Here is a 19,705-nt window from a genome sequence, read left to right as displayed (position 1 = left end):
ATATGAGTGATATAGTTATTTATGAAAATGGTAATATAGAGTTAAAAGCTACTGTAGAGAATGAGACTGTTTGGTTGTCTCAGAAACAAATAGCAGAGCTTTTTGATGTTCAAAGACCAGCTATTACAAAGCATTTGAGTAATATATTCAAAAGTGAAGAGCTAGATGAAAATGTGGTATGTTCCATTTTGGAACACACCACTAAACATGGTGCAATTCAAGATAAAAAGCAATCTCAAAAAACAAAAATTTATAATCTTGATGTCATTATATCTGTTGGCTATAGGGTAAATAGTAAAAAAGCTACTCAATTTCGTATATGGGCAAATAAAGTTCTAAAAGAATACCTTATCAAAGGCTATACACTAAACAAAGACAAGCTCAAGCAACAAAAACTGCAGGAGCTAGAGCAAACTATACAGCTTATAAAACAAAGCTTACAAAATAATGCTATAGGTACAAATGAGGCAAAAGGCTTTGTAGAAATAGTCTCTAACTATGCTAAGAGTTGGGCACTACTACAAGGCTATGATGATCAAAGCTTAAAAGAGATTACACAAACTAAAGAGTCAAAATTCATACTTGATTATGATGAGGCTAAAGCAGCTATAGCAGAGCTAAAAAATACTCTAATAGCCAAAGGCGAAGCTACAGAGCTTTTTGGACAAGAAAAAGCAGGCGAGCTAAAGGGTAATTTACAAAATATCTATCAAAGTTTTGCTGGTGAGGATCTTTTACCGTCGGTTGAGGCAAAGGCTGCAAACTTACTATACTACATTATCAAAGGACATCCATTTAATGATGGTAACAAACGCATAGGTGCCTATCTTTTTGTATTGTTTTTGCATAAGAATGGCATCTTATATAAACCAAATGGCGAGACTAAGATAAATGACAATGCTCTAGCTTCTATAGCTCTACTAGTGGCGCAATCAGCCCCTAGTCAAAAAGAGATAATAATTAAACTAGTAATGAATATGCTATATGAGGGAGAGGCTAATGAGTAGTTTAGAATTACCAAATGGCTGGAGAGAATGTAAGTTAGATTCTTTAATTGAAATAAAATATGGTAAAGATCATAAACTCCTAGATGATGGAGATATACCTGTTTATGGTAGCGGTGGAGTTATGAGATATGCCAATCAAGCTTTATATGATAAAGAGTCTATTTTAATTCCAAGAAAAGGAACTCTAGGAAATATATTTTATATTGATAAACCATTTTGGACTGTTGATACTATTTTTTGGAGTAAGATAGATAGTAATAAAATTTTTGGAAAGTTCTTATTTTATAAATTAAAAACTTTAGATTTGGCTTCTTACAATGTAGGCTCTGCTGTGCCAAGTCTTACAACAAAAATTTTAAATGAAATAGAAATCAATCTCCCACCACTAGCCGAACAAAAAGCCATAGCCGAAGTACTATCTAGCCTTGATGATAAAATTGACCTACTCCATAAACAAAACCAAACCCTAGAAGATATGGCACAAACTCTATTTAGAGAGTGGTTTATCGAAAAAGCTGATGAGGGGTGGGAGGAGGTGCCTTTGAGTGAGATTGTTTATCACAGAAAAGATAATGTAAAACCCCAAAACACGCCTTCTGGCTTATTTAAGCATTACAGTTTACCGAGTTTTGATAATGGTAAAGTACCTATAAGTGAAACTGGTTCTGATATAAGAAGTAATAAATATAGATTGTATTCTTATAGTATATTAGTTTCTAAGTTGAACCCTAAAACTCCTAGGGTTTGGGATATTTATTTTGAAGTTGAAGACAATGAGATATGTTCAACAGAATTTCAAGTTTTACAGCCTAAAAAGAAAGAGTATTTTCCATTCGTTTCGATGTTCTTAAAATCTAATGAAACAACAGAAATCTTATCAATGTCTGCTTCTGGAACGAGTGGTAGTCATCAAAGAGTAACAGCAAAAGATATGCTTTCTTTAAAAATTTTAAAACCATGTGATAGTGTAATATTGAATTTTTCAGAAGCTGTATCCCCAAATTTTGAAAAAATACATCAAAATAAAAAACAAATAAAAACACTAGAACAGACTAGAGATACTTTATTACCTAAATTGATGAGCGGGCAGGTGAGGGTGTGAGTATGTGGGCTGCCATTTTTACAGGCGTATTATCTGCTTCTTTACCAGGAATATTTACTTTATTAGGCGTGTATATTGCAAATAGATCAAATCTGAAAAGATATGAGCTTGAGCAACGAGATAAAAATTTAAAATTGAGATTAGATAAGTTAGAGCAATTATATTTATTGTTTAATGATTGGGCTAAATGGCAATACTCTTTATATTTATCATATCTAAAATATACAGATATTAAGAGTGATGTCTCAAGACTCAATAAGATACTTAATGAATTTGATAAAAAAGATTTGATAGGTGACAACAGACAAAAACAAGAAATGCTAATAAGTCTGTATTTTGCTGATGAGTTACAACCGTATTATAACAATATATTAGAAATATTGGATAAGCACTTGTATAAGTACAATTTAGATTTGCCTAAAAATACAGAAGGTAACACTAATTTCCTAAAAGACCTAGAGATATTTAAACAGAGTTGTGAGATATTTAAAGAAAAGATTTCTGAGCATTCTAAGCTTATTATTACAGTCTGAAGCTAAATAACAGGATCATTCTTGTATTATAATCACAGAATTAAAAAAATATATTACGACATTCAAAGACAAGCATATAAAAGAAGATATAGATAAATCGAGTAGGTAATAAATAAAGGTTGTATATATGGTAAGAATAGGCGATTTAAACTTATATGTTGGTACTAAAGAAGAATATCTTCAAGCGAAGCTTCAAGGAATGAGAATTGTTTGTGCATTAAATAGAGCAAATGCTTTTGTTACGCATCAATCAGTAGTTGGTTGGAGTGGTAGAGGGTGTGATAAGCGAAATCCATATTATCTATTTAAAGAAGAGCAAGATGCTATATATCTGAATATGATAGATGGAGATGATCCAAACTATGTAAGTGATAAAATGATAGATTCAGCCTTAAGTTTTATCAAAAAGCATATTGATAATAATGATAATGTTTTTATATATTGTAGTTTGGGTGAGTCTAGAAGCCCTTCTATAGCTTTGATGTATCTGCTTGAATATGGTTTGTTAGCGAAAGAGAATGCCCTTTATGAATTTAGAAAAATGTATCCAAACTATAATCCTAAAGCGGGTAACTGGTTATATATACAAAATAGATGGCTATTGAAATAATCACTAATTAGATTAAGAAAAGTTGGAAATTCCGATTTTCTTAATTTGATTTATTCTCTTTATAAAAGGGGTAACCTTTTGTATTAAATAGCTTATAAATATCTGTCTTTGGATTTTCAGTATCATCTTTTCGACAATTCTCTTCCGCTAATATAGCTTTTTCTATAGCAGTATCTTGATTTTTTGCTAGTTCATTTTTATAAAAATTTGACCATGTTTGAGTATCCATAGATTTCTCATAAGATTTAAATCTATTAGTAGTTTCTCTAATGCATTCTTTTGCATTCATGGGTCTATAGCAATCTTTGTTATGATGTAATATTATCCAATATTCAAAACAAGGAAACGATGCGATAATTTCTAAATTTTTGATTTTATTAGCATCATTAATAGCTTCGTCAAAATGCTCATGTGTATCTCTATCTATAATGCAAAATGAAAGTTCTGCATCTTTTGCTTCAGCTAATTTTTTAGTAAATGAGATAACTTGGTCAGGAGCTGATTTTTTAGATGGTTTGACTTCTATATTTAGAGTATGCAATCTATTTTCTTTTCTTAAGATCTGAAAATAATTATATGCAGATTCTGTATCTTCAGTAACAATCAGAAAAATTTTATTTTCCTGTCTAGATTTGTTCTTTCTTTTATCTGTATGGTTTCTTCTTGCCACTTATATTAGCTCCTTTAAGTCATCTAATATTGGCACAGCCCCATACCTACCTTCAAGATATCTTTTCTCAAACATATTACTATCATCTTTTCTTTCGCCAAAATCTGCTAAAGAATATAGCTCACTCTCTTGATCTTTATTTCTATCAATAAACCAAACTTGTTCTCTTTCAAATATTCCTTTAGAGAGCAAAGATGTATTATGAGTCGTAAATATAAGTTGATTATTATATTTATTTAACTTGTCATTATTAAATATTTCAACTATTTGCTTAACTAGGTTAGGGTGTAGATGTATATCTAGCTCATCAATAAAAATAGGAGCAGGCATTTTATCATTTTCAAGAACCTTCAAAAATAATCCAGCATCATTGAATATGGTTCTAGTACCATCAGATTCTCGCTCAAAGTCTAAACTAAATGTTCCGTGTTGATTGGTATGAGAAGTAGATATATTAATTTGGATACTCTTATTTGCATTAGATATATTTTTGAAGTTTTGATCTGCTACTCGTGGTCTAACTTCAGTTTCTTTTTCATTAATATTAAAGTCTGTAATAGCAAAATCAGCATTTTGTATAAAATCTATAATTTTACTTTTATTTTCATTAGATTCTTTATAGTAAAAAAAAGTATTAAAAATATTATTTTTAGTATTTGATCTATTAATGACACTTAGTTTTAGAAACCAGTTAAAAATTGGCTTTAATTGTTCAGAATTAAGCTTTATAGCAGTTGTTAAAAAAAGAGAATCTTCTCTTGTGGAATTTTCCCATGTTTTTTTCTCACCTTTGAATTTTGCACTATAGTTATATTTATCATTTTCTCTTACAAACCATTTTTGTGGGAGATGACTTTCATAAACATATAGCCATTCTTCCATAATTTTATTATTTAAAATTTTAAAACCATACTGATATTTAGTTTCGCCAATAGCAAATACCACTTCAAATAGGCTAGGCTCGTCTTTTGAACAATTGTCAAAAAGATACGGCTGGAATTCATTATATTTTTGTTGTGAATTATCATCTGGTAATTTATCAGATGTTAAAACTATTTCTTTCATAGTTGCTATAGCTTTTAGAAGGTTACTTTTCCCGCCAGCATTTAATCCATAAATACAAGATGATTTATATAGTGATGTATTTTTATTAGCAATACTTTTTTCAAAAGTATTTTTGTTTTCACTTTTGCTTGAGATCATGCTAAAAGAAGTTTCCTCTTTTATTGATCTAAAATTAGACACTGAGAATTCAATAAGCATTTTATATCCTTTTTTAATCATTATTTTTGCAGAAAAAATGCAAAAATGGTATTTAAAATGAATTGTATTGACTTTTTAGCTAAATATCAAATATTTAACTAAATTTGTGATTTAGTTTTATAGTCAATAGTTTAAAATGTATATATAAGCTTTTTATTTACTCAAATATATTAATGAAAGAAGACCATATAGAAAACTACGCAATAGATTTATTTAAATCTCTAGGCTATGAGTATATATTTGCTCCTGATGTAGCACCAGATACTGATACTTCGATAGGCTCAGCAACCGTATATAAAAGAGCTACATTTTCAGATGTGGTATTAGAGAATCTTCTGCGTAATAAGCTTCTAGAAATTAACCCACAAATTCAGTCAAACTTAATAGATGATGCGATTAAAAAAGTTTTGCGTACTTCTTCTGATGAGCTTTTAGCCGATAATGAGCTTATTCACAAATATATTACTCAAGGTATAAAAGTTGAGTATACAGTAACAGGTGATACTAGAGGTGAGATTGTCAAACTTATAGATTTTGATAATCTTAGTAATAATGAGTTCACGGTAATGAATCAGTTTACAATTATTGAGAATGATAATAATAAACGCCCAGATTTAATTATCTTTGTAAATGGTTTGCCATTGGTAGTTATAGAGCTAAAAAATGCTACTGATGAAAATGCAACTATCAAGTCAGCATTTGACCAAATCCGTACTTATAAGGTAACTATTCCAAGCTTATTTAGATATAACTGTATTTGTGTAATTAGTGATGGATTAGAGGCAAAAGCAGGGACTATTTCAGCTGATATTAGCCGTTTTATGACTTGGAAATCTAGTGATGGTATAGCCGAGAGCTCAAAACTTGTACCACAGTTAGAAACTCTAATTTTAGGGATGTTAAATCCTATCACTTTGCTAGATCTTATCAAAAACTTTATCGTATTTGAGAAAGATAAAAAGCAAGATGAGAAAGGACAAACTCAAGTTTTCACAATTAAAAAGCTAGCAGCATATCATCAATACTATGCGGTTAATAAAGCTCTTGAGAGAACGTTACAAGCTAGCCATAAAGATGGCGATAAAAAAGGTGGGGTAGTATGGCATACTCAAGGCAGTGGTAAATCACTATCTATGGTTTTTTATACAGGTAAAGCTGTACTAGCTCTAAATAATCCAACTATAGTAGTTATCACAGATAGAAATGATCTTGATGATCAGTTATTTGATACATTTGCAGCCTCAAAAAGCCTACTTAGACAAACTCCAGTACAGGCAAACACTAGAGAGGATCTCAAAAGGCTACTCAAAGTAGAAAGTGGTGGTATTGTATTTACAACTATCCAAAAATTCCAGCCAGAAGATGGTAATGTTTACGATACATTATCAGCAAGAGATAATATTATCGTAGTAGCAGATGAAGCACACCGTACCCAATATGGTTTTAGTGCAAAAACTGTCGATGATAAAGATGAACAAGGCAATATAGTTGGTAAAAAGACAGTTTATGGCTTTGCTAAATATCTGCGTGATGCTTTACCTAATGCTACATATCTAGGTTTCACAGGTACTCCAGTTGAGGCTAATGATAAAAATACCCCTATGGTTTTTGGTGATTATGTCGATATTTATGATATTTCACAAGCTATAGATGATGGTGCTACCGTACCGATATTTTATGAGTCTCGTTTAGCTAAGATAAATCTAAGTGAAGAGGGCAAAGAACTTGTCAAAGAATTAGATGAAGAGATTGGTGAGTTAGATGAATCACAAAAGGCAAAAGCTAAATGGACAAGGCTAGAGGCTTTAATTGGTAGTGAGAATCGTATCAAAGAAGTAGCTAATGATATTGTTAATCACTTTGAGGCTCGCCAAGAGGTATGCGATGGTAAAGCTATGATTGTCGCTATGAGCCGTAGAATTGCTGTGAGGTTATATGATGAGATTATCAAACTTCGCCCAGCGTGGCATGATAAAGATTTAGATAAAGGCGTTATAAAAGTTGTAATGACAGCTAGCTCTAGTGATGGCCCAGAAATGGAGCAACACCATACGAGCAAGCAACAACGCCGTAATCTTGCAAACCGTATGAAAGATACCAAAGATGAGCTAAAACTAGTGATAGTGCGTGATATGTGGCTAACAGGTTTTGATGCACCATCTATGCACACTCTATATATTGATAAACCTATGCAAGGTCATAATCTAATGCAGGCTATAGCAAGAGTTAATAGAGTCTACAAAGACAAGCCAGCAGGATTAGTAGTTGACTATCTAGGTATTGCAAGTGATCTTAAAAAAGCTCTATCCTTCTATAGTGATAGTGGTGGTAAAGGTGATCCAGCACAGACACAAGAAAAAGCAGTTAGCCTAATGCTTGAGAAATTAGAAGTAGTCTCACAAATGTTTCATGGTTTTGACTATGAGAAATATTTTGATGCTGATACTAGGCAGAAATTAGCTATTATCCTAGAAGCAGAGGATTTTATTTTAGGTTTAGAAAATGGCAAGAAACGCTTTGCTAATGAAGTGACAGCTTTATCGCAAGCTTTTGCAATAGCTATGCCACATGATGAGGCAGTAGATGCAAAAGATGAAATAGCATTTTTCCAAGCTATTAAAGCAAGATTGGCAAAATTTGACTCTACAGGAACAGGCAAAACTGATGAGCAGATAGAGACAGCTATTCGCCAAGTTATTGATAAGGCTCTAGTAACAGATCAAGTTATAGATATATTTGACGCAAGCGGTATCAAAAAACCAGATATATCAGTATTGTCAGATGAGTTTCTAGCTGAAGTTAGAGATTATAAGCACAAGAATATTGCTTTAGAAACACTCAAGAAGCTTCTAAACCAAGAGATAAAAGCTCGCTCAAAAACTAACCTAGTCCAAGCAAAGACTCTTAAAGAGATGCTAGAGGATTCGATTCGCCGTTATCACAGCAAGGCTATTTCATCAGTTGAGTTTTTAGATGAATTAATAAGCCAAGCTAAAGAAATTAAAAATATGGATACTGAGTATCAAAAGCTAGGTTTGACAGAGTATGAGTATGCTTTCTATACAGCGGTAGCAAATAATGAGAGTGCTAAAGAGATAATGCAAACTGATAAGCTAAGAGAGTTAGCAATCGAGCTATTTAATCGTCTAAAATCATCAGCGTCTATAGATTGGACAAAAAAAGAATCTGTAAGAGCTAAACTTAGGGTTACTATCAAAAGGACTCTGCGTGAATTTGGCTATCCACCAGATATGCAAAAGTTAGCTACTGATACCGTCCTTAAACAAGCAGAACAATTAGCAAAAGAGCTTTTGAAATAAATATTTATATCGTTCGCCCTTAGCTGGTAGCAGGGCGTTAAAACAAGCGGGTATAGTTATATTCTTTCAAATATCTTAATAAATCTAAACTAAAAATATCGTGAGTTTCAAACTTGTTCAAAACTGTACTATTTCTACTAATGATTATTTATTGATAGTTAATATATAAAGGTTTGAAGGAATTCGATGGTAGCTATGACTGGACTTGAACCAGTGACCCCAGCATTATGAATGCTGTGCTCTAACCAACTGAGCTACATAGCCACAAATGTAAGTCATATTATACTTAATTTATGAAAATTGTCAATATAATTGATATCGATAGCAAAAAAAAATATTAGTAATGTTTTATTGCTTGCTAAACATATTAGTTTTGTAGTACGATATAACTCAAGTGTACAAAGGGGTTTTCCCTATATAACTATTAATAAAATAAAAATGTCTGAAGGTAGAAATAAATTAAACGATTTTTCACTATTACAATCTTTGTTGGGTAGCTCTTCTAAGATAGAAGAAAAAACTTCTAGAATGAAGCAAGCTAGGGATAAGAATATTTCAAAGAATAAGAATATTTCTAAGGCTCCAGTTAAGAAGGACGAGGAGAGAGATACTTCTTTTATTCGTATTCCGCAGTATGGTCATAGAATAAATAATAAAATAGTTGATGAGCTTCAAAATCCTCAGCTTGAAGATGCTCAAGAAATCTTAGTAACGGTTGATATTGAGAAAGAAAGACAGAAAGAAGAAGCTAAACTATTTAAATGGTTATGCCATCGTTTTCCTAAATGTTTTGATCCAATCAATAAAAAACCACTTAAAATCGGCATAAGCGAAGAAATTGAAATAATTTACCAAAATGAGCACTTTGCGCCAGTTGATAAGATGGTGCTTAGAAATGTATTGCGTCGTTATGTTGGTGATACGCGTTATCATAAGGCAGTTTTTGAGCTTAAGCAGAGATTTAATCTACAAGGTCAACCAGTTGAGGACTATGCTCCTGAGCATGTTGAGTACTCTAAGAAGCGTCTAGATGAGATAGCTGAGAAAGCTGAGTTTAGAGCTAAAGGCTTAACAATGAAAGACTACTATGAGTATAAAAAACAGCAACAACAGGAGAAAGTTGATACTGAGGAATAATTCGCTAAAATCACTATAAATTATTGCCTCTTTACCTATTTAGGTTTATTCTTTTATCTAGTGTCATTACAGCTTTTATTTACAAATATGCGTTCAAAAATAGCAAAAATAGTTTTCTTAAAGAAAATAATTATAATTATGTTTATGGTTTTGCTAGTAACTAGTTGCTCAACTGACAGTTATCAAGCTGAAGAACTTCCTTTGCTAAAGCATGGCTACTCAAAAAAGAAGTTAACGGCATATAATATTTTTGGGTTTCGTTTTGATAATACACCACAAGGAATTTTTAATATTATTGATAAAAAGCCAACCGAATTCTTAGTAAATGTATATGTTGGTGATAACCAAGACTGTAAGTTTATTTATACTGCAGATATAAAGGGTAAACAAGGAGAAATTACCCAAACTGGCTCATTTGTAGCATACTTATCTGGTAGAAATGAGTTATTAAAGCTAGAATGTAAAGGTAAAGGTTCTAATATAGATTATAAAATTATCACATATGCAAATGCCATTGAGTATGATAGTTTAGGTAGTCTATCTTACCTAGTTGAGTCTGGAGGACTTTAAACGATACTTATTATTTTCTCCAAAAATCTGGCATAAATAATACTAGAATTGTAAATATCTCTAGACGCCCAGCTATCATCGCAAAGTCACATATCCATAAGGCTTCTTTAGGGAGATTTTTGAAATTTGAGCCTATATCACCTAGTCCCGGACCTACGTTAGATAAAGTAGTGGCAATTGTTGAGAATGCTGTAGTAGTATCTAGGCCACAACCTAGTAAAGCTAGCCAGCCACAAGCAAAAATTATGATATAAACAGAAATAAATCCGGAAACTCTATTAAGTGCTTGTTCTGATATATGGATATCACCTAGTTTAACAGTAAAAACCCCTTGTGGGTGGATGACACGCTTGGCCTCAAGTATGGCTTTTTCTTTGAAAAGAATTGCTCTAATCATCTTTAGACCACCAGCAGTAGAGCCACCGCAACCGCCAATTATGGCGATAAACATTAGCATAATAGGCAAAAAGCTAGGCCATAAGTAATAGTTATTATCAGAAACAAAACCTGCACTTGAACTGATTGATATTACCTGAAAGATACTGTTAGTAATTATAGATAAGATATTTGAAAGGTCATTTGTATAAGCAATCATTGTGATACATACAATAAATGAGGTAAAAAATAAGAAATAAAAATATGCTTTAAACTCAATATTTTTAAGATAGTGACTTAATTTAAATTTTGAGAGAGCTATATAATGAGCTTTAAAACTAGTAGCACCTAAAAAAAGAAAAATCGCACATACGACAAGCATGCCAAGTGGTTTGTCGGTCATGCTTGCATCTGAAGGTGCAAAGCCGCCAGTCGATACTGTCGAGAATGTATAGCACACAGCATCAAATGGTTCTACTCCAACAAGTAAATAAGAGATAAAGCATAAAAAAGTGAGTAACAGATATACCATCCAAAGCGCTTTGGCGGTGCTTGAAATTTTAGGTGCAATTTTATCATCTTTCCATTGGCCTGATACCTCTGCTTTATATAGCTGCATGCCACCAACACCTAGTAAAGGTAGAATTGCCACTGATAGAACAATGATACCCATACCACCAAAAAATTCAGTTTGTTGGCGATAAAATAAAATGCTATGAGGTAGTTTATCAAGTCCTTCAATTACAGTACCACCAGTTGTGGTAAAACCAGAAACAGACTCAAATACCGCGTTAGTAAAAGATAGATTTAGACCAGGAAATGACATATAAGGTATTGCGCCAAAAACTGTTACGAACATCCAGACAAGTGTAACTATAAGAAAGCCATCTCTATTTGAAAGTTTCTTATTCGTTTTACGTGAAATAAACCAAAGCAAAAAACCGCATAAAAAGGTTACTGTAAAGCTTAAAAGAAATGGATAAGCATTATCTTCATCATATATGTAGTCAACCAATAAAGGACTAAGCATGGTAAGACTTAGGAACATTAGAAATATACCAATTATTTTTGGTTTTTGGCTCAACATCATCTGCTAATACTTAAAAGCTTAATGTTTATGGGTGACTTTGATGTTTAGTTTAGTATAATTACTCACAAGCTACAAGATAATTTATAATTGGTATCTAAGAGAGGTCGTTATATGATGAAATTTATATTGCGCTTAGCTCATTTATTTGATAATAAGAAAGATAGAGCCTATGTGAGTGAAGCAGATAAATTTTTACAAGAGTTTGATAAAGCAAATCCACAGAAATCTGAATCACAAAAAAAAGAAATATTAAAGCATAGAAATATCTTCAAGAGAGAAACAAAGCCTAAAACTGGTTTTCTTGATGGCGAGTAATTTTGCTTTTGATATTTTTCTAAGCTGTCGCTTGAGTTTGCTTGTAATTTTTAAGGAGATTTTTAGAAGCTAGTTTTAAATATCTTTGAAATAGTCGTATGCTGTTATATATCAGTTTTTTAGGTTAAAAGTTTGTGCTTGTAATCAAATTAGTTTTCTTGGTATACTCAAGTCTATAAAAGTTTTATGTTATATTTTATATGAGGAAATGCTATAAATTATTAATAGTTGCTGGATTACTTATGTCGCTAAATAGTTGTATTTGGTTGGCGGTTGCTGGTGTTGGAGCTGCTGGTGGGGCTGCTGGCGCTTATATGGTCGAGAAAAAGTAGTTAAATCTTTATGCAGATTTGGTTTCATCGATTATATCAGTACCTTTAGGTGCTTTAAAATCAAAACTTGTATCACTTATATCTACATCAGTTTTTACATTTGTAAACTCAATTTTGGTAAATTGATTTAGTGAGGTTGAAATTTCTAAATATTTAAGTTGGTTATTTGGGGAAAACTTAATTTTTATGCTATCGATCATTTGGTCATTTTTAGGTTTTAGAATATAGCTATTGTTATTTTCCTCTTTGACAGTGAAGAGTTTGTTAATGTTGTTAGTACTTTCTGATAAAAGGATAAGGTAAGGAAATTGGGCTATATCATTAGAAACTTTCTTTATGATAAGTTGATCTAAATCACCATCATAAATCCAAAGCTTTGTACCATTAGAGACAATTTCTTGGTTATTTGGAAAAGTTGTTATCCATTTAAAATATTGCGGCTTTTTGAGACTCATTTTGCCTTTTGAATTAAGATTGTTGCTACTTTGTCCATCTATGAGTTTTTGACTGAAGTTAGCAGTCATAGAGTGGATATTTTTTATCTTTTCTATAAGGTCTTTAGCTGCATCAGCAAAGCTAATATTGATGCTAAAAAAAAGTGTTAAACATACAATTATTTTTTTCATCTAAGAGTCTCTCTTTACTAGAACTTCACGCATACCATTTTGATTCATCTCTGAAACAATACCGTTCTCTTCCATTTCTTCCATTAACCTTGCTGAACGGTTGTAGCCTATTTTTAGTTTACGCTGTACTGCAGAGATTGATGCCTTTTGGGTTTTGATAACAATTTCTACTGCTTCGTTATAGAGTGGATCTTCACTACTATCACTATTTGTTGAAGTACTACTTTCAGCTTCTTCTGATGATTCTAAGATATCTTCAATATATTCTGGTTCACCATATTCTTTCCAAGATTCTACGACTCTATGGACTTCATTATCATCAACAAAGGCACCATGAATACGCATAGGAGCACCAAAGCCTGGTTTAAGATAAAGCATATCACCTTGTCCAAGAAGTTGCTCTGCACCTTGTTGATCAAGTATCGTCCTAGAGTCAATTCTTGATGATACTTGAAAAGACATTCTAGTAGGAATATTTGCTTTGATCAAACCAGTAACTACATCTACGGATGGTCTTTGTGTTGCTAGAATTATATGAATACCAGCTGCCCGTGCTTTTTGAGCAAGTCGGGCAATTAATTCCTCAACTTTTTTACCAACAACCATAATCATATCAGCAAACTCATCTGCAACAACGACAATGTATGGCATCTTGGTAAGTAATGGTGCTTCATGAGCTCTTTCTGGATTCATTTTGATAAACATTGTATCTTTAAGAGGTCTGCCAACTTTTTCTGCCTGCTCAATCTTATCATTTAGTAAGGCAATATTTCTTACTCCAGCTGCTGACATTAAGGCATAGCGGCGCTCCATTTCTTTAACACACCAACGCAAAGAGTTAGCAGCCTCTGTCATATCAGTAACAACTGGTGTTAATAGATGTGGTATACCATCATAGATTGAAAGCTCCAGCATCTTTGGATCAATCATGATGAATTTAAGCTCATCAGGGCTACATTTGTATAGCATGCTAAGAATCATAGCATTGACACCAACAGATTTACCTGAACCAGTTGTCCCAGCTACTAAAAGGTGTGGCATTTTTGCAAGTTCTGCAAAAGTTGGTTTACCAGATATATCTACACCTATTCCCATTAGTGTAGGGGCTTTAGATTTTATAAACTCAGGTGATGCTAGTACTTCTTTGATACGCACCATCTGTCTAGTTGGGTTAGGTAGCTCTAATCCCACATATGGTTTACCAGGAATTACTTCAACAACTCTAACTGCAGTAGTTGAAAGTGCTCTGGCTAAATCTTGAGCAATATTTGTCAGTTTGCTGACTTTTGTACCTCTTGCAAGATCTATCTCATATCTTGTGATTACTGGTCCAGGGTATGCTGCAACAACTTTTGCATTAATATTAAAGTCATTTAAGGTTTGCTCAAGTAATGAAGATGTTTCATCAAGCTGTGCTTGAGAGATAACAGTTTTTTTTGCTTCTGGTTCTATAAGTAGATCAAGTGGGGGAAGCATGTTTTTCTTAAGAGCTTTACTGACGCTTGAGCTTGAAGTCAATTTAGCCGTAGATGTCGTTGTTATTGCTTTTAGTTGTTCTTTTGTCATTGCTGATTTAGTTTCACTAATTAGCTCTGATGGTAATTCTGGTTCTAAATCGACATCTAAGTCTAAGACTGAATCTGATGCTAGATTTAAATCGGGTTTTTGTTGTTGCTCAGTTTTAGGATCTTTAAATGAAAGTTCATTTGCTACTTTGGTATTACCTAATACTTCTTTAAAAATGTCTTTTTTAATAGTTTCTTGACTAGTTTCAAGTGTGACTAATGTTGTTTTATTATTCTTGTCAAGTGGGCTTATTAGGTTACTTTTTCCTTCAAAAGTTTCAAAGCCACTTATGTCTGGGATATTTTTATCATTATTAGGTTTTGCTTTTGTAATATGGCTAAATACTTTAGCAACAAATACGGCAAGGCTTTTGAAAAGATATATCCATGTTGTACCTGAGTATAGCGTTAGACCTACAAATAAAGCTATTAATAATGCAAAACAGCCACCTACTGAGCCTAAATATTTGATGGTGAGTTTGGCTGTTTCATAACCTAGAATCCCGCCCGAGCGTTGAGGCACCCAGTAGTTAGCAAAGCTAAGATAAAGCTCAGCAAGCCCACAGCAAGAAAGTATGAAAACAATAATTCCAACAGTCTTTATTGTAAATAAAAGGTAACTAAGACTTTGTTGTTTTCCCTTGATAAGTAGAATTCTAACAAAATCGATAAGCAAAAATGGTAAGATAAAGCCAATAACACCAAATATCGAGAGTATAAAACTTGCTATGTATGCGCCAACTGGTCCAGCATAATTTTTTATTGTGATTTCGGAGGAAACACTACTCCAGCCTGGGTCATTAATATTAAAGCTAAATAATGCGATAAAAAGGTATATTATGCTAGCTGTTAAAATGACTACGAGAGTTATCTTTAACCTACCAACTGCATGATTAGTTTTGTTTGTATTGTTATCTGCCATACTTTTTCTAAAATAAATTACACTTAATAAGTAAAACCAATTGATAATTTTAACAAAAAAAACTCTAAAAATGTTAGACTATACTACTAATTTATTAAATTCGAAAGTTTAGAGGGATAGATTTTGGCAAGATTTCATATAATATTAGGTTTAGTTATTTGTTTTTCTGCATGGGTTTTCTTTCTTATATTTCCAAATTTAGATATACAATTAGCAGGACATTTTTATAATTCATCTGCACATCAATTTATTGGTGGCTATGGTGGCTTTTTAGGATTTTTGCATTGGTTTGCAAGATTCTTTCCAATATTTTTCTCAATAATAGTGATTTTATTTCTTTTAGGATCATTGTTTATCGATAAGTTTAAGATTAAGCATAGAAAAGCTATATTGTTTATAGCGGTGTGCTTATGGATAGGCCCAGGCTTAGTTGTTAATTATGTATTTAAAGATCATTGGGGACGCCCGAGACCAGTTATGGTCGAGCAATTTAATGGCGATAAAATCTTTCAGCCACCGTTTGTTATATCTTCGCAGTGCGACAAAAACTGCTCGTTTGTATGTGGTGATGCGTCAATGGGATTTTGGCTTTTTGCATTTATGCCACTAGTAGCTACAAGGAGAAAAAAGCTTATTGCATTTGCAGCTGCGCTAGTTGCGGGTGGAGGTTTAGGGCTGATGAGAATGTCGCAGGGTGGGCACTTCTTTAGTGATGTAGTTTTCTGTGGCATATTTGTGTATATATCTACATGGGTGGTTTATGCACTAATGTATCGTAAAAAAGAATATTGATTTATATCTCATAAACGTAGATAATTAAAAATTGAATATATTGGAAGAGGTATTTGTGATGGACTTGGGTTTTATTTTTATGGCGGAGATTTGGAATGTTTAGAGAGAAATTTAACTCTTTAATTTTATTTTTGTCGTTTAAATATTTATTAATTTTTCAAAGCTTAACTCAGTCGTTAAGAGTTAAATATACTAAGTTCTTTAATTTTTTTGATTAATACCTTTTTGGGGGTAAATAAAATAGATGTCGCAAAAACTTAAACGTGGTTTACATACTCGTCATATGTCAATGATAGCTCTAGGTGGCTGTATTGGTACTGGTTTATTTGTAGCGCTTGGCGGAGCAATTGCAGATGCTGGTCCTGGAGGAACTGTCTTAGCATATGTAATCATAGCTATAATGGTTTACTTCTTGATGGCAAGTCTTGGTGAAATGGCTGCGCATAGTCCTGTTAGCGGGACGTTTTGTGAATATGCTACACGTTATGTTGATCCAGCATTAGGTTTTAGTACTGGTTGGAGCTATTGGTTTAATTGGGCTATTACAGTTGCTACAGAAGTTATTGCTGCGGCATTAATTATGCAGTATTGGTTTCCAGGTAGCTCAATTCTGTTATGGAGTGGTTTTTTCTTTGTATTAGTTTTTGCTTTGAATATATTTTCGGTGAAGATATATGGTGAAGTAGAATATTGGTTATCTTTTATAAAAGTCTCAACAGTTATTATATTTATAATTGTCGGTTTCTTATCAATATTTGGTCTAGTAGGTAATCATGCAAGCGTTGGATTTGAAAATTGGCATATTGGTGACGCTCCTTTTCATAATGGTTGGTGGGGCTTTATATCAGTATTTATGATCGCAGGCTTTTCTTTCCAAGGGAGTGAGCTTATAGGTGTCACAGCAGGAGAGGCTAAAGATCCAAATACATCAATACCAAAAGCAATCAAACAAACATTTTGGCGTTTATTTATATTCTACATACTAGCTGTAGTGATTATTAGTTTTTTGATTCCATATAATAATCCATCTTTAATAAAAGCTGGAATGAGTAATGATGTTTCTGTTAGTCCATTTACGATAGTTTTTGAAAATGTTGGCTTAGGTTCAGCTGCAACTATTATGAATGTGATTATATTAACTGCAATAATCTCAGCATGTAATGCAAGTATGTATAGTGCAACAAGAGTATTATGGCATTTAGGTAAAATTAAGCAAGCGCCACAAGTTTTTGCTAATACGAATTCAAAAGGTACACCAATGGTTGCTCTTTTGATTACAGCAGTTATAGGGTCATCATTCTTTTTTGTAAACTTTTTTGGTAGTGGGCAGATATTTACATGGTTAGTAAATGTTTCAAGTTTAGCGGGATTTATCGCATGGTTTACAATTGCGCTTAGCCACTATCGTTTTAGAAGAGCGTATATTAAGCAAGGTAAAAGCTTAGATGATTTGCCTTATGTGGCAAAGTTTTTCCCATGGGCACCTATTATCGCTTTAGTTATGGTCAGTATAGTGATTGTTGGTCAGGGTATTACGATATTAACTATGGAAGGTAGAACTTGGCTTAGTGTAATATTAGAGTTCGTATCAACTTATATAGGTTTCTTTGCATTTGTGATACTATATTTTGTATATAAGTTTATTAAAAAGACAAAATTGATAAAACTAGAGAATTGCGATCTTACTAGAGAATCTTAATTATAACAATTATGAACACTTTTTTTATTCAAGGTAAAGCTGGCCGTATTGAAGCAGCTCATGATAAAATCAAAGATGCCAACAAAGACATTGTTGCTGTGGTATGCCATCCTCATCCATTATATCAAGGTAGCATGCATAATAAAATTGTCACTACCATTGTTAGAGCGATGAAAACTTTTAATATAGAGTCTTATAGATTTAATTATCGTGGCGTTGGCGAGAGTCAAGGTGAGTATAGCAAGGGTGTTGGTGAGTTAGAAGATTTGCTTGCAGTATGTGATTGGATTAAACATAATGCAACAGCAAAAAAGATAATATTGTGCGGCTTTTCATTTGGTGGTGCTATAGCCTATAAAGGTTTAAGTAAGCTAGATAATATTGTAAGTTTAATTACAATAGCGCCAGCTGTAGATAGATTTGATCTAAACAAATTTAGCCAACCACGGGATATTCCATGGCTTGTGGTACAGGGTATAGATGATGATATAGTTAATCCAAACTCTGTCTTTGATTTTACTCTTAAAACTATCAAATCTGATTTAACTTTGGTTAAAATGAATCAAGTTGGACATTTTTTTCATGGTAAGCTTATAGAGCTTAAGAAAGTAATAGAAAACTTTTTAACGCCAATAGTTGATAAACTTTAAACGAAAAGGACCAAAACAAATGAATAGAAAAGTAGCACTTGAAGCAGTCAGAGTTACTGAGCTAGCAGCATTAGCATCATGGAGCCAGATGGGTAGAGGTGATAAGATTGCTGCTGACCAAGCTGCCGTTGATGCAATGAGAAAAGCACTTAATGAGGTTGATATTGATGGTACAGTTGTGATTGGTGAAGGTGAGCTTGATGAGGCACCAATGTTGTATATTGGTGAGAAAGTTGGTGCTGGTGGCTGTGAGGTTGATATTGCTTTGGATCCTTTAGAGGGTACTACAATTACGTCAAAAGGTGGCGCTAATGCACTTACTGTTTTAGCTATGGCAGACAAGGGCGGTTTTTTAAATGCTCCTGATGTGTATATGCAAAAGATTGCTGTTGGTGGTATTAATGCGCCTAAGGGTATAGTTGATCTAGATGATTCTGTAACAAATAATCTAAAGAGAGTTGCTGAATTCAAAGGTGTACATATGTCTGCATTAGTTGTTTGTACTATGGATAGGCCTAGACATGAGCATATCATCAAAGAGGCTCGTGAATGTGGTGCTAGGGTAATACTGATAAATGATGGTGATGTATCAGGTGTAATAGCTACAGCAACAGAAAACTCTGGTATAGATGTGTATATCGGTACTGGTGGGGCACCTGAAGGTGTTCTTGCAGCGGCAGCGCTTAAATGCTTAGGTGGACAAATGCAAGCAAGACTGGTATTCAATGATGATGAAGAAATAAAACGCGCCCATCGTCTTGGTATCAGTGATCTTAATAAAAAATACGATATTGATGATTTAGCATCTGGAGATATTGTTTTTGCTGCAACTGGAGTAACTGATGGTAATATGCTTCAAGGCGTCAAAAGAGTTAATAGCACCCGCAGAGGTTCTTATGCTGTTACACATAGTGTGGTTATGCGCTCTACAACAAAAACAGTTAGACATATCACAGCAGAACATAGTTTTGACTTCAAAGATGGTATAGAAAAATTTATGTCATAATTGGTAGGTAGTTAATTAATTTAATTCGATTCAAAAAAATAATTCAAAAAAGTTTATTAAGTATTTGTCTAGTTTAGTAAGCAACTACTTAACGGTGTATTCTTCAGAAAACGCTATGAAT

General features: G+C 33.0%; 17 protein-coding genes and 1 tRNA gene. 12 read left to right on the top strand and 6 right to left on the bottom strand.

Annotated elements, in window-relative coordinates; genetic code table 11:
- The first annotated feature begins 2 nt into the window (after positions 1-2).
- From CGC45_RS07580 to CGC45_RS07565, 4 genes are all read left to right on the top strand, one after another.
- Complete coding sequence (locus CGC45_RS07580) at positions 3-1,007, top strand: virulence RhuM family protein/type II toxin-antitoxin system death-on-curing family toxin (RefSeq protein WP_071629700.1); 1,005 nt, start codon at positions 3-5, stop codon at positions 1,005-1,007.
- The gene (locus tag CGC45_RS07575; RefSeq protein WP_071629699.1) at positions 1,000-2,109 is read left to right on the top strand and encodes a restriction endonuclease subunit S; all 1,110 of its coding nucleotides are present in this window, start codon (positions 1,000-1,002) and stop codon (positions 2,107-2,109) included. The genes CGC45_RS07580 and CGC45_RS07575 overlap by 8 nt, the downstream gene beginning before the upstream one ends.
- 2 nt (positions 2,110-2,111) lie before the next feature.
- A complete protein-coding gene (locus tag CGC45_RS07570; protein ID WP_071629698.1) occupies positions 2,112-2,642 on the top strand; it encodes a hypothetical protein in 531 nt (176 codons plus the stop codon).
- A gap of 127 nt (positions 2,643-2,769) precedes the next feature.
- On the top strand, positions 2,770-3,252 hold the full coding sequence (locus CGC45_RS07565) for a protein-tyrosine phosphatase family protein (RefSeq protein ID WP_071629697.1): 483 nt from the start codon (positions 2,770-2,772) through the stop codon (positions 3,250-3,252).
- A 40-nt stretch (positions 3,253-3,292) separates the two neighbouring features.
- Here CGC45_RS07565 and CGC45_RS07560 read toward each other — a convergent pair whose 3' ends face one another.
- Both CGC45_RS07560 and CGC45_RS07555 read right to left on the bottom strand, forming a co-directional pair.
- On the bottom strand, positions 3,293-3,922 hold the full coding sequence (locus tag CGC45_RS07560) for an RloB family protein (RefSeq protein ID WP_071629696.1): 630 nt from the start codon (positions 3,920-3,922) through the stop codon (positions 3,293-3,295).
- The gene (locus tag CGC45_RS07555) at positions 3,923-5,185 is read right to left on the bottom strand and encodes an AAA family ATPase (RefSeq protein WP_071629695.1); all 1,263 of its coding nucleotides are present in this window, start codon (positions 5,183-5,185) and stop codon (positions 3,923-3,925) included. It abuts the gene before it with no gap.
- A 173-nt stretch (positions 5,186-5,358) separates the two neighbouring features.
- Here CGC45_RS07555 and CGC45_RS07550 point away from each other — a divergent pair, with 173 nt between their 5' ends.
- Positions 5,359-8,505, top strand: coding sequence for a type I restriction endonuclease subunit R (locus CGC45_RS07550; protein WP_071629694.1), 3,147 nt, complete (start codon positions 5,359-5,361; stop codon positions 8,503-8,505).
- 187 nt (positions 8,506-8,692) lie between these two features.
- Here CGC45_RS07550 and CGC45_RS07545 read toward each other — a convergent pair.
- A tRNA-Met gene (locus CGC45_RS07545) sits at positions 8,693-8,769 on the bottom strand.
- Between the two features lie 174 nt (positions 8,770-8,943).
- On the opposite strand from CGC45_RS07545, the gene CGC45_RS07535 reads away from it, so the two are divergent.
- Complete coding sequence (locus CGC45_RS07535; RefSeq protein ID WP_071629693.1) at positions 8,944-9,642, top strand: ProQ/FINO family protein; 699 nt, start codon at positions 8,944-8,946, stop codon at positions 9,640-9,642.
- Positions 9,643-9,729: 87 nt separating this feature from the next.
- Positions 9,730-10,212: an FTL_1709 family lipoprotein gene (locus CGC45_RS07530; RefSeq protein WP_232310092.1), complete on the top strand. Its 483-nt coding sequence runs from the start codon at positions 9,730-9,732 to the stop codon at positions 10,210-10,212.
- Between the two features lie 10 nt (positions 10,213-10,222).
- On the opposite strand, the gene CGC45_RS07525 is transcribed toward CGC45_RS07530, so the two are convergent.
- Positions 10,223-11,677 (bottom strand): potassium transporter TrkG, encoded by a 1,455-nt coding sequence (locus CGC45_RS07525; protein ID WP_114702121.1) that lies wholly within the window; start codon positions 11,675-11,677, stop codon positions 10,223-10,225.
- Between the two features lie 111 nt (positions 11,678-11,788).
- Here CGC45_RS07525 and CGC45_RS07520 point away from each other — a divergent pair, with 111 nt between their 5' ends.
- Positions 11,789-11,992 carry a CBU_0585 family protein gene (locus CGC45_RS07520; RefSeq protein ID WP_071629691.1) on the top strand — a complete coding sequence of 68 codons (204 nt, stop codon included), beginning with the start codon at positions 11,789-11,791 and terminating at the stop codon, positions 11,990-11,992.
- Between the two features lie 340 nt (positions 11,993-12,332).
- On the opposite strand, the gene lolA is transcribed toward CGC45_RS07520, so the two are convergent.
- Both lolA and CGC45_RS07510 read right to left on the bottom strand, forming a co-directional pair.
- Positions 12,333-12,950, bottom strand: a complete 618-nt coding sequence (lolA, locus tag CGC45_RS07515) for an outer membrane lipoprotein periplasmic chaperone LolA (protein WP_071629690.1) — start codon at positions 12,948-12,950, stop codon at positions 12,333-12,335.
- Entirely contained in the window at positions 12,951-15,437 is a 2,487-nt protein-coding gene (locus CGC45_RS07510) for a DNA translocase FtsK (protein ID WP_071629689.1), read from the bottom strand. It abuts the gene before it with no gap.
- Between the two features lie 123 nt (positions 15,438-15,560).
- On the opposite strand from CGC45_RS07510, the gene lpxF reads away from it, so the two are divergent.
- The 4 genes from lpxF (at position 15,561) to glpX (ending at position 19,584) form a co-directional block, all read left to right on the top strand.
- A complete protein-coding gene (gene lpxF, locus CGC45_RS07505; RefSeq protein ID WP_071629688.1) occupies positions 15,561-16,229 on the top strand; it encodes a lipid A 4'-phosphatase LpxF in 669 nt (222 codons plus the stop codon).
- A 244-nt stretch (positions 16,230-16,473) separates the two neighbouring features.
- The gene (locus CGC45_RS07500; protein WP_071629687.1) at positions 16,474-17,928 is read left to right on the top strand and encodes an amino acid permease; all 1,455 of its coding nucleotides are present in this window, start codon (positions 16,474-16,476) and stop codon (positions 17,926-17,928) included.
- An 11-nt stretch (positions 17,929-17,939) separates the two neighbouring features.
- On the top strand, positions 17,940-18,578 hold the full coding sequence (locus CGC45_RS07495; RefSeq protein WP_071629686.1) for an alpha/beta hydrolase: 639 nt from the start codon (positions 17,940-17,942) through the stop codon (positions 18,576-18,578).
- 19 nt (positions 18,579-18,597) lie between these two features.
- On the top strand, positions 18,598-19,584 hold the full coding sequence (glpX, locus tag CGC45_RS07490) for a class II fructose-bisphosphatase (RefSeq protein ID WP_071629685.1): 987 nt from the start codon (positions 18,598-18,600) through the stop codon (positions 19,582-19,584).
- Positions 19,585-19,705: the final 121 nt, after the last annotated feature.

The organism is Francisella opportunistica, from assembly GCF_003347135.1.
In the GTDB taxonomy this organism is placed as follows: Bacteria; Pseudomonadota; Gammaproteobacteria; order Francisellales; family Francisellaceae; genus Francisella; species Francisella opportunistica.
This window is presented reverse-complemented; position numbering and strand designations above follow the sequence as displayed.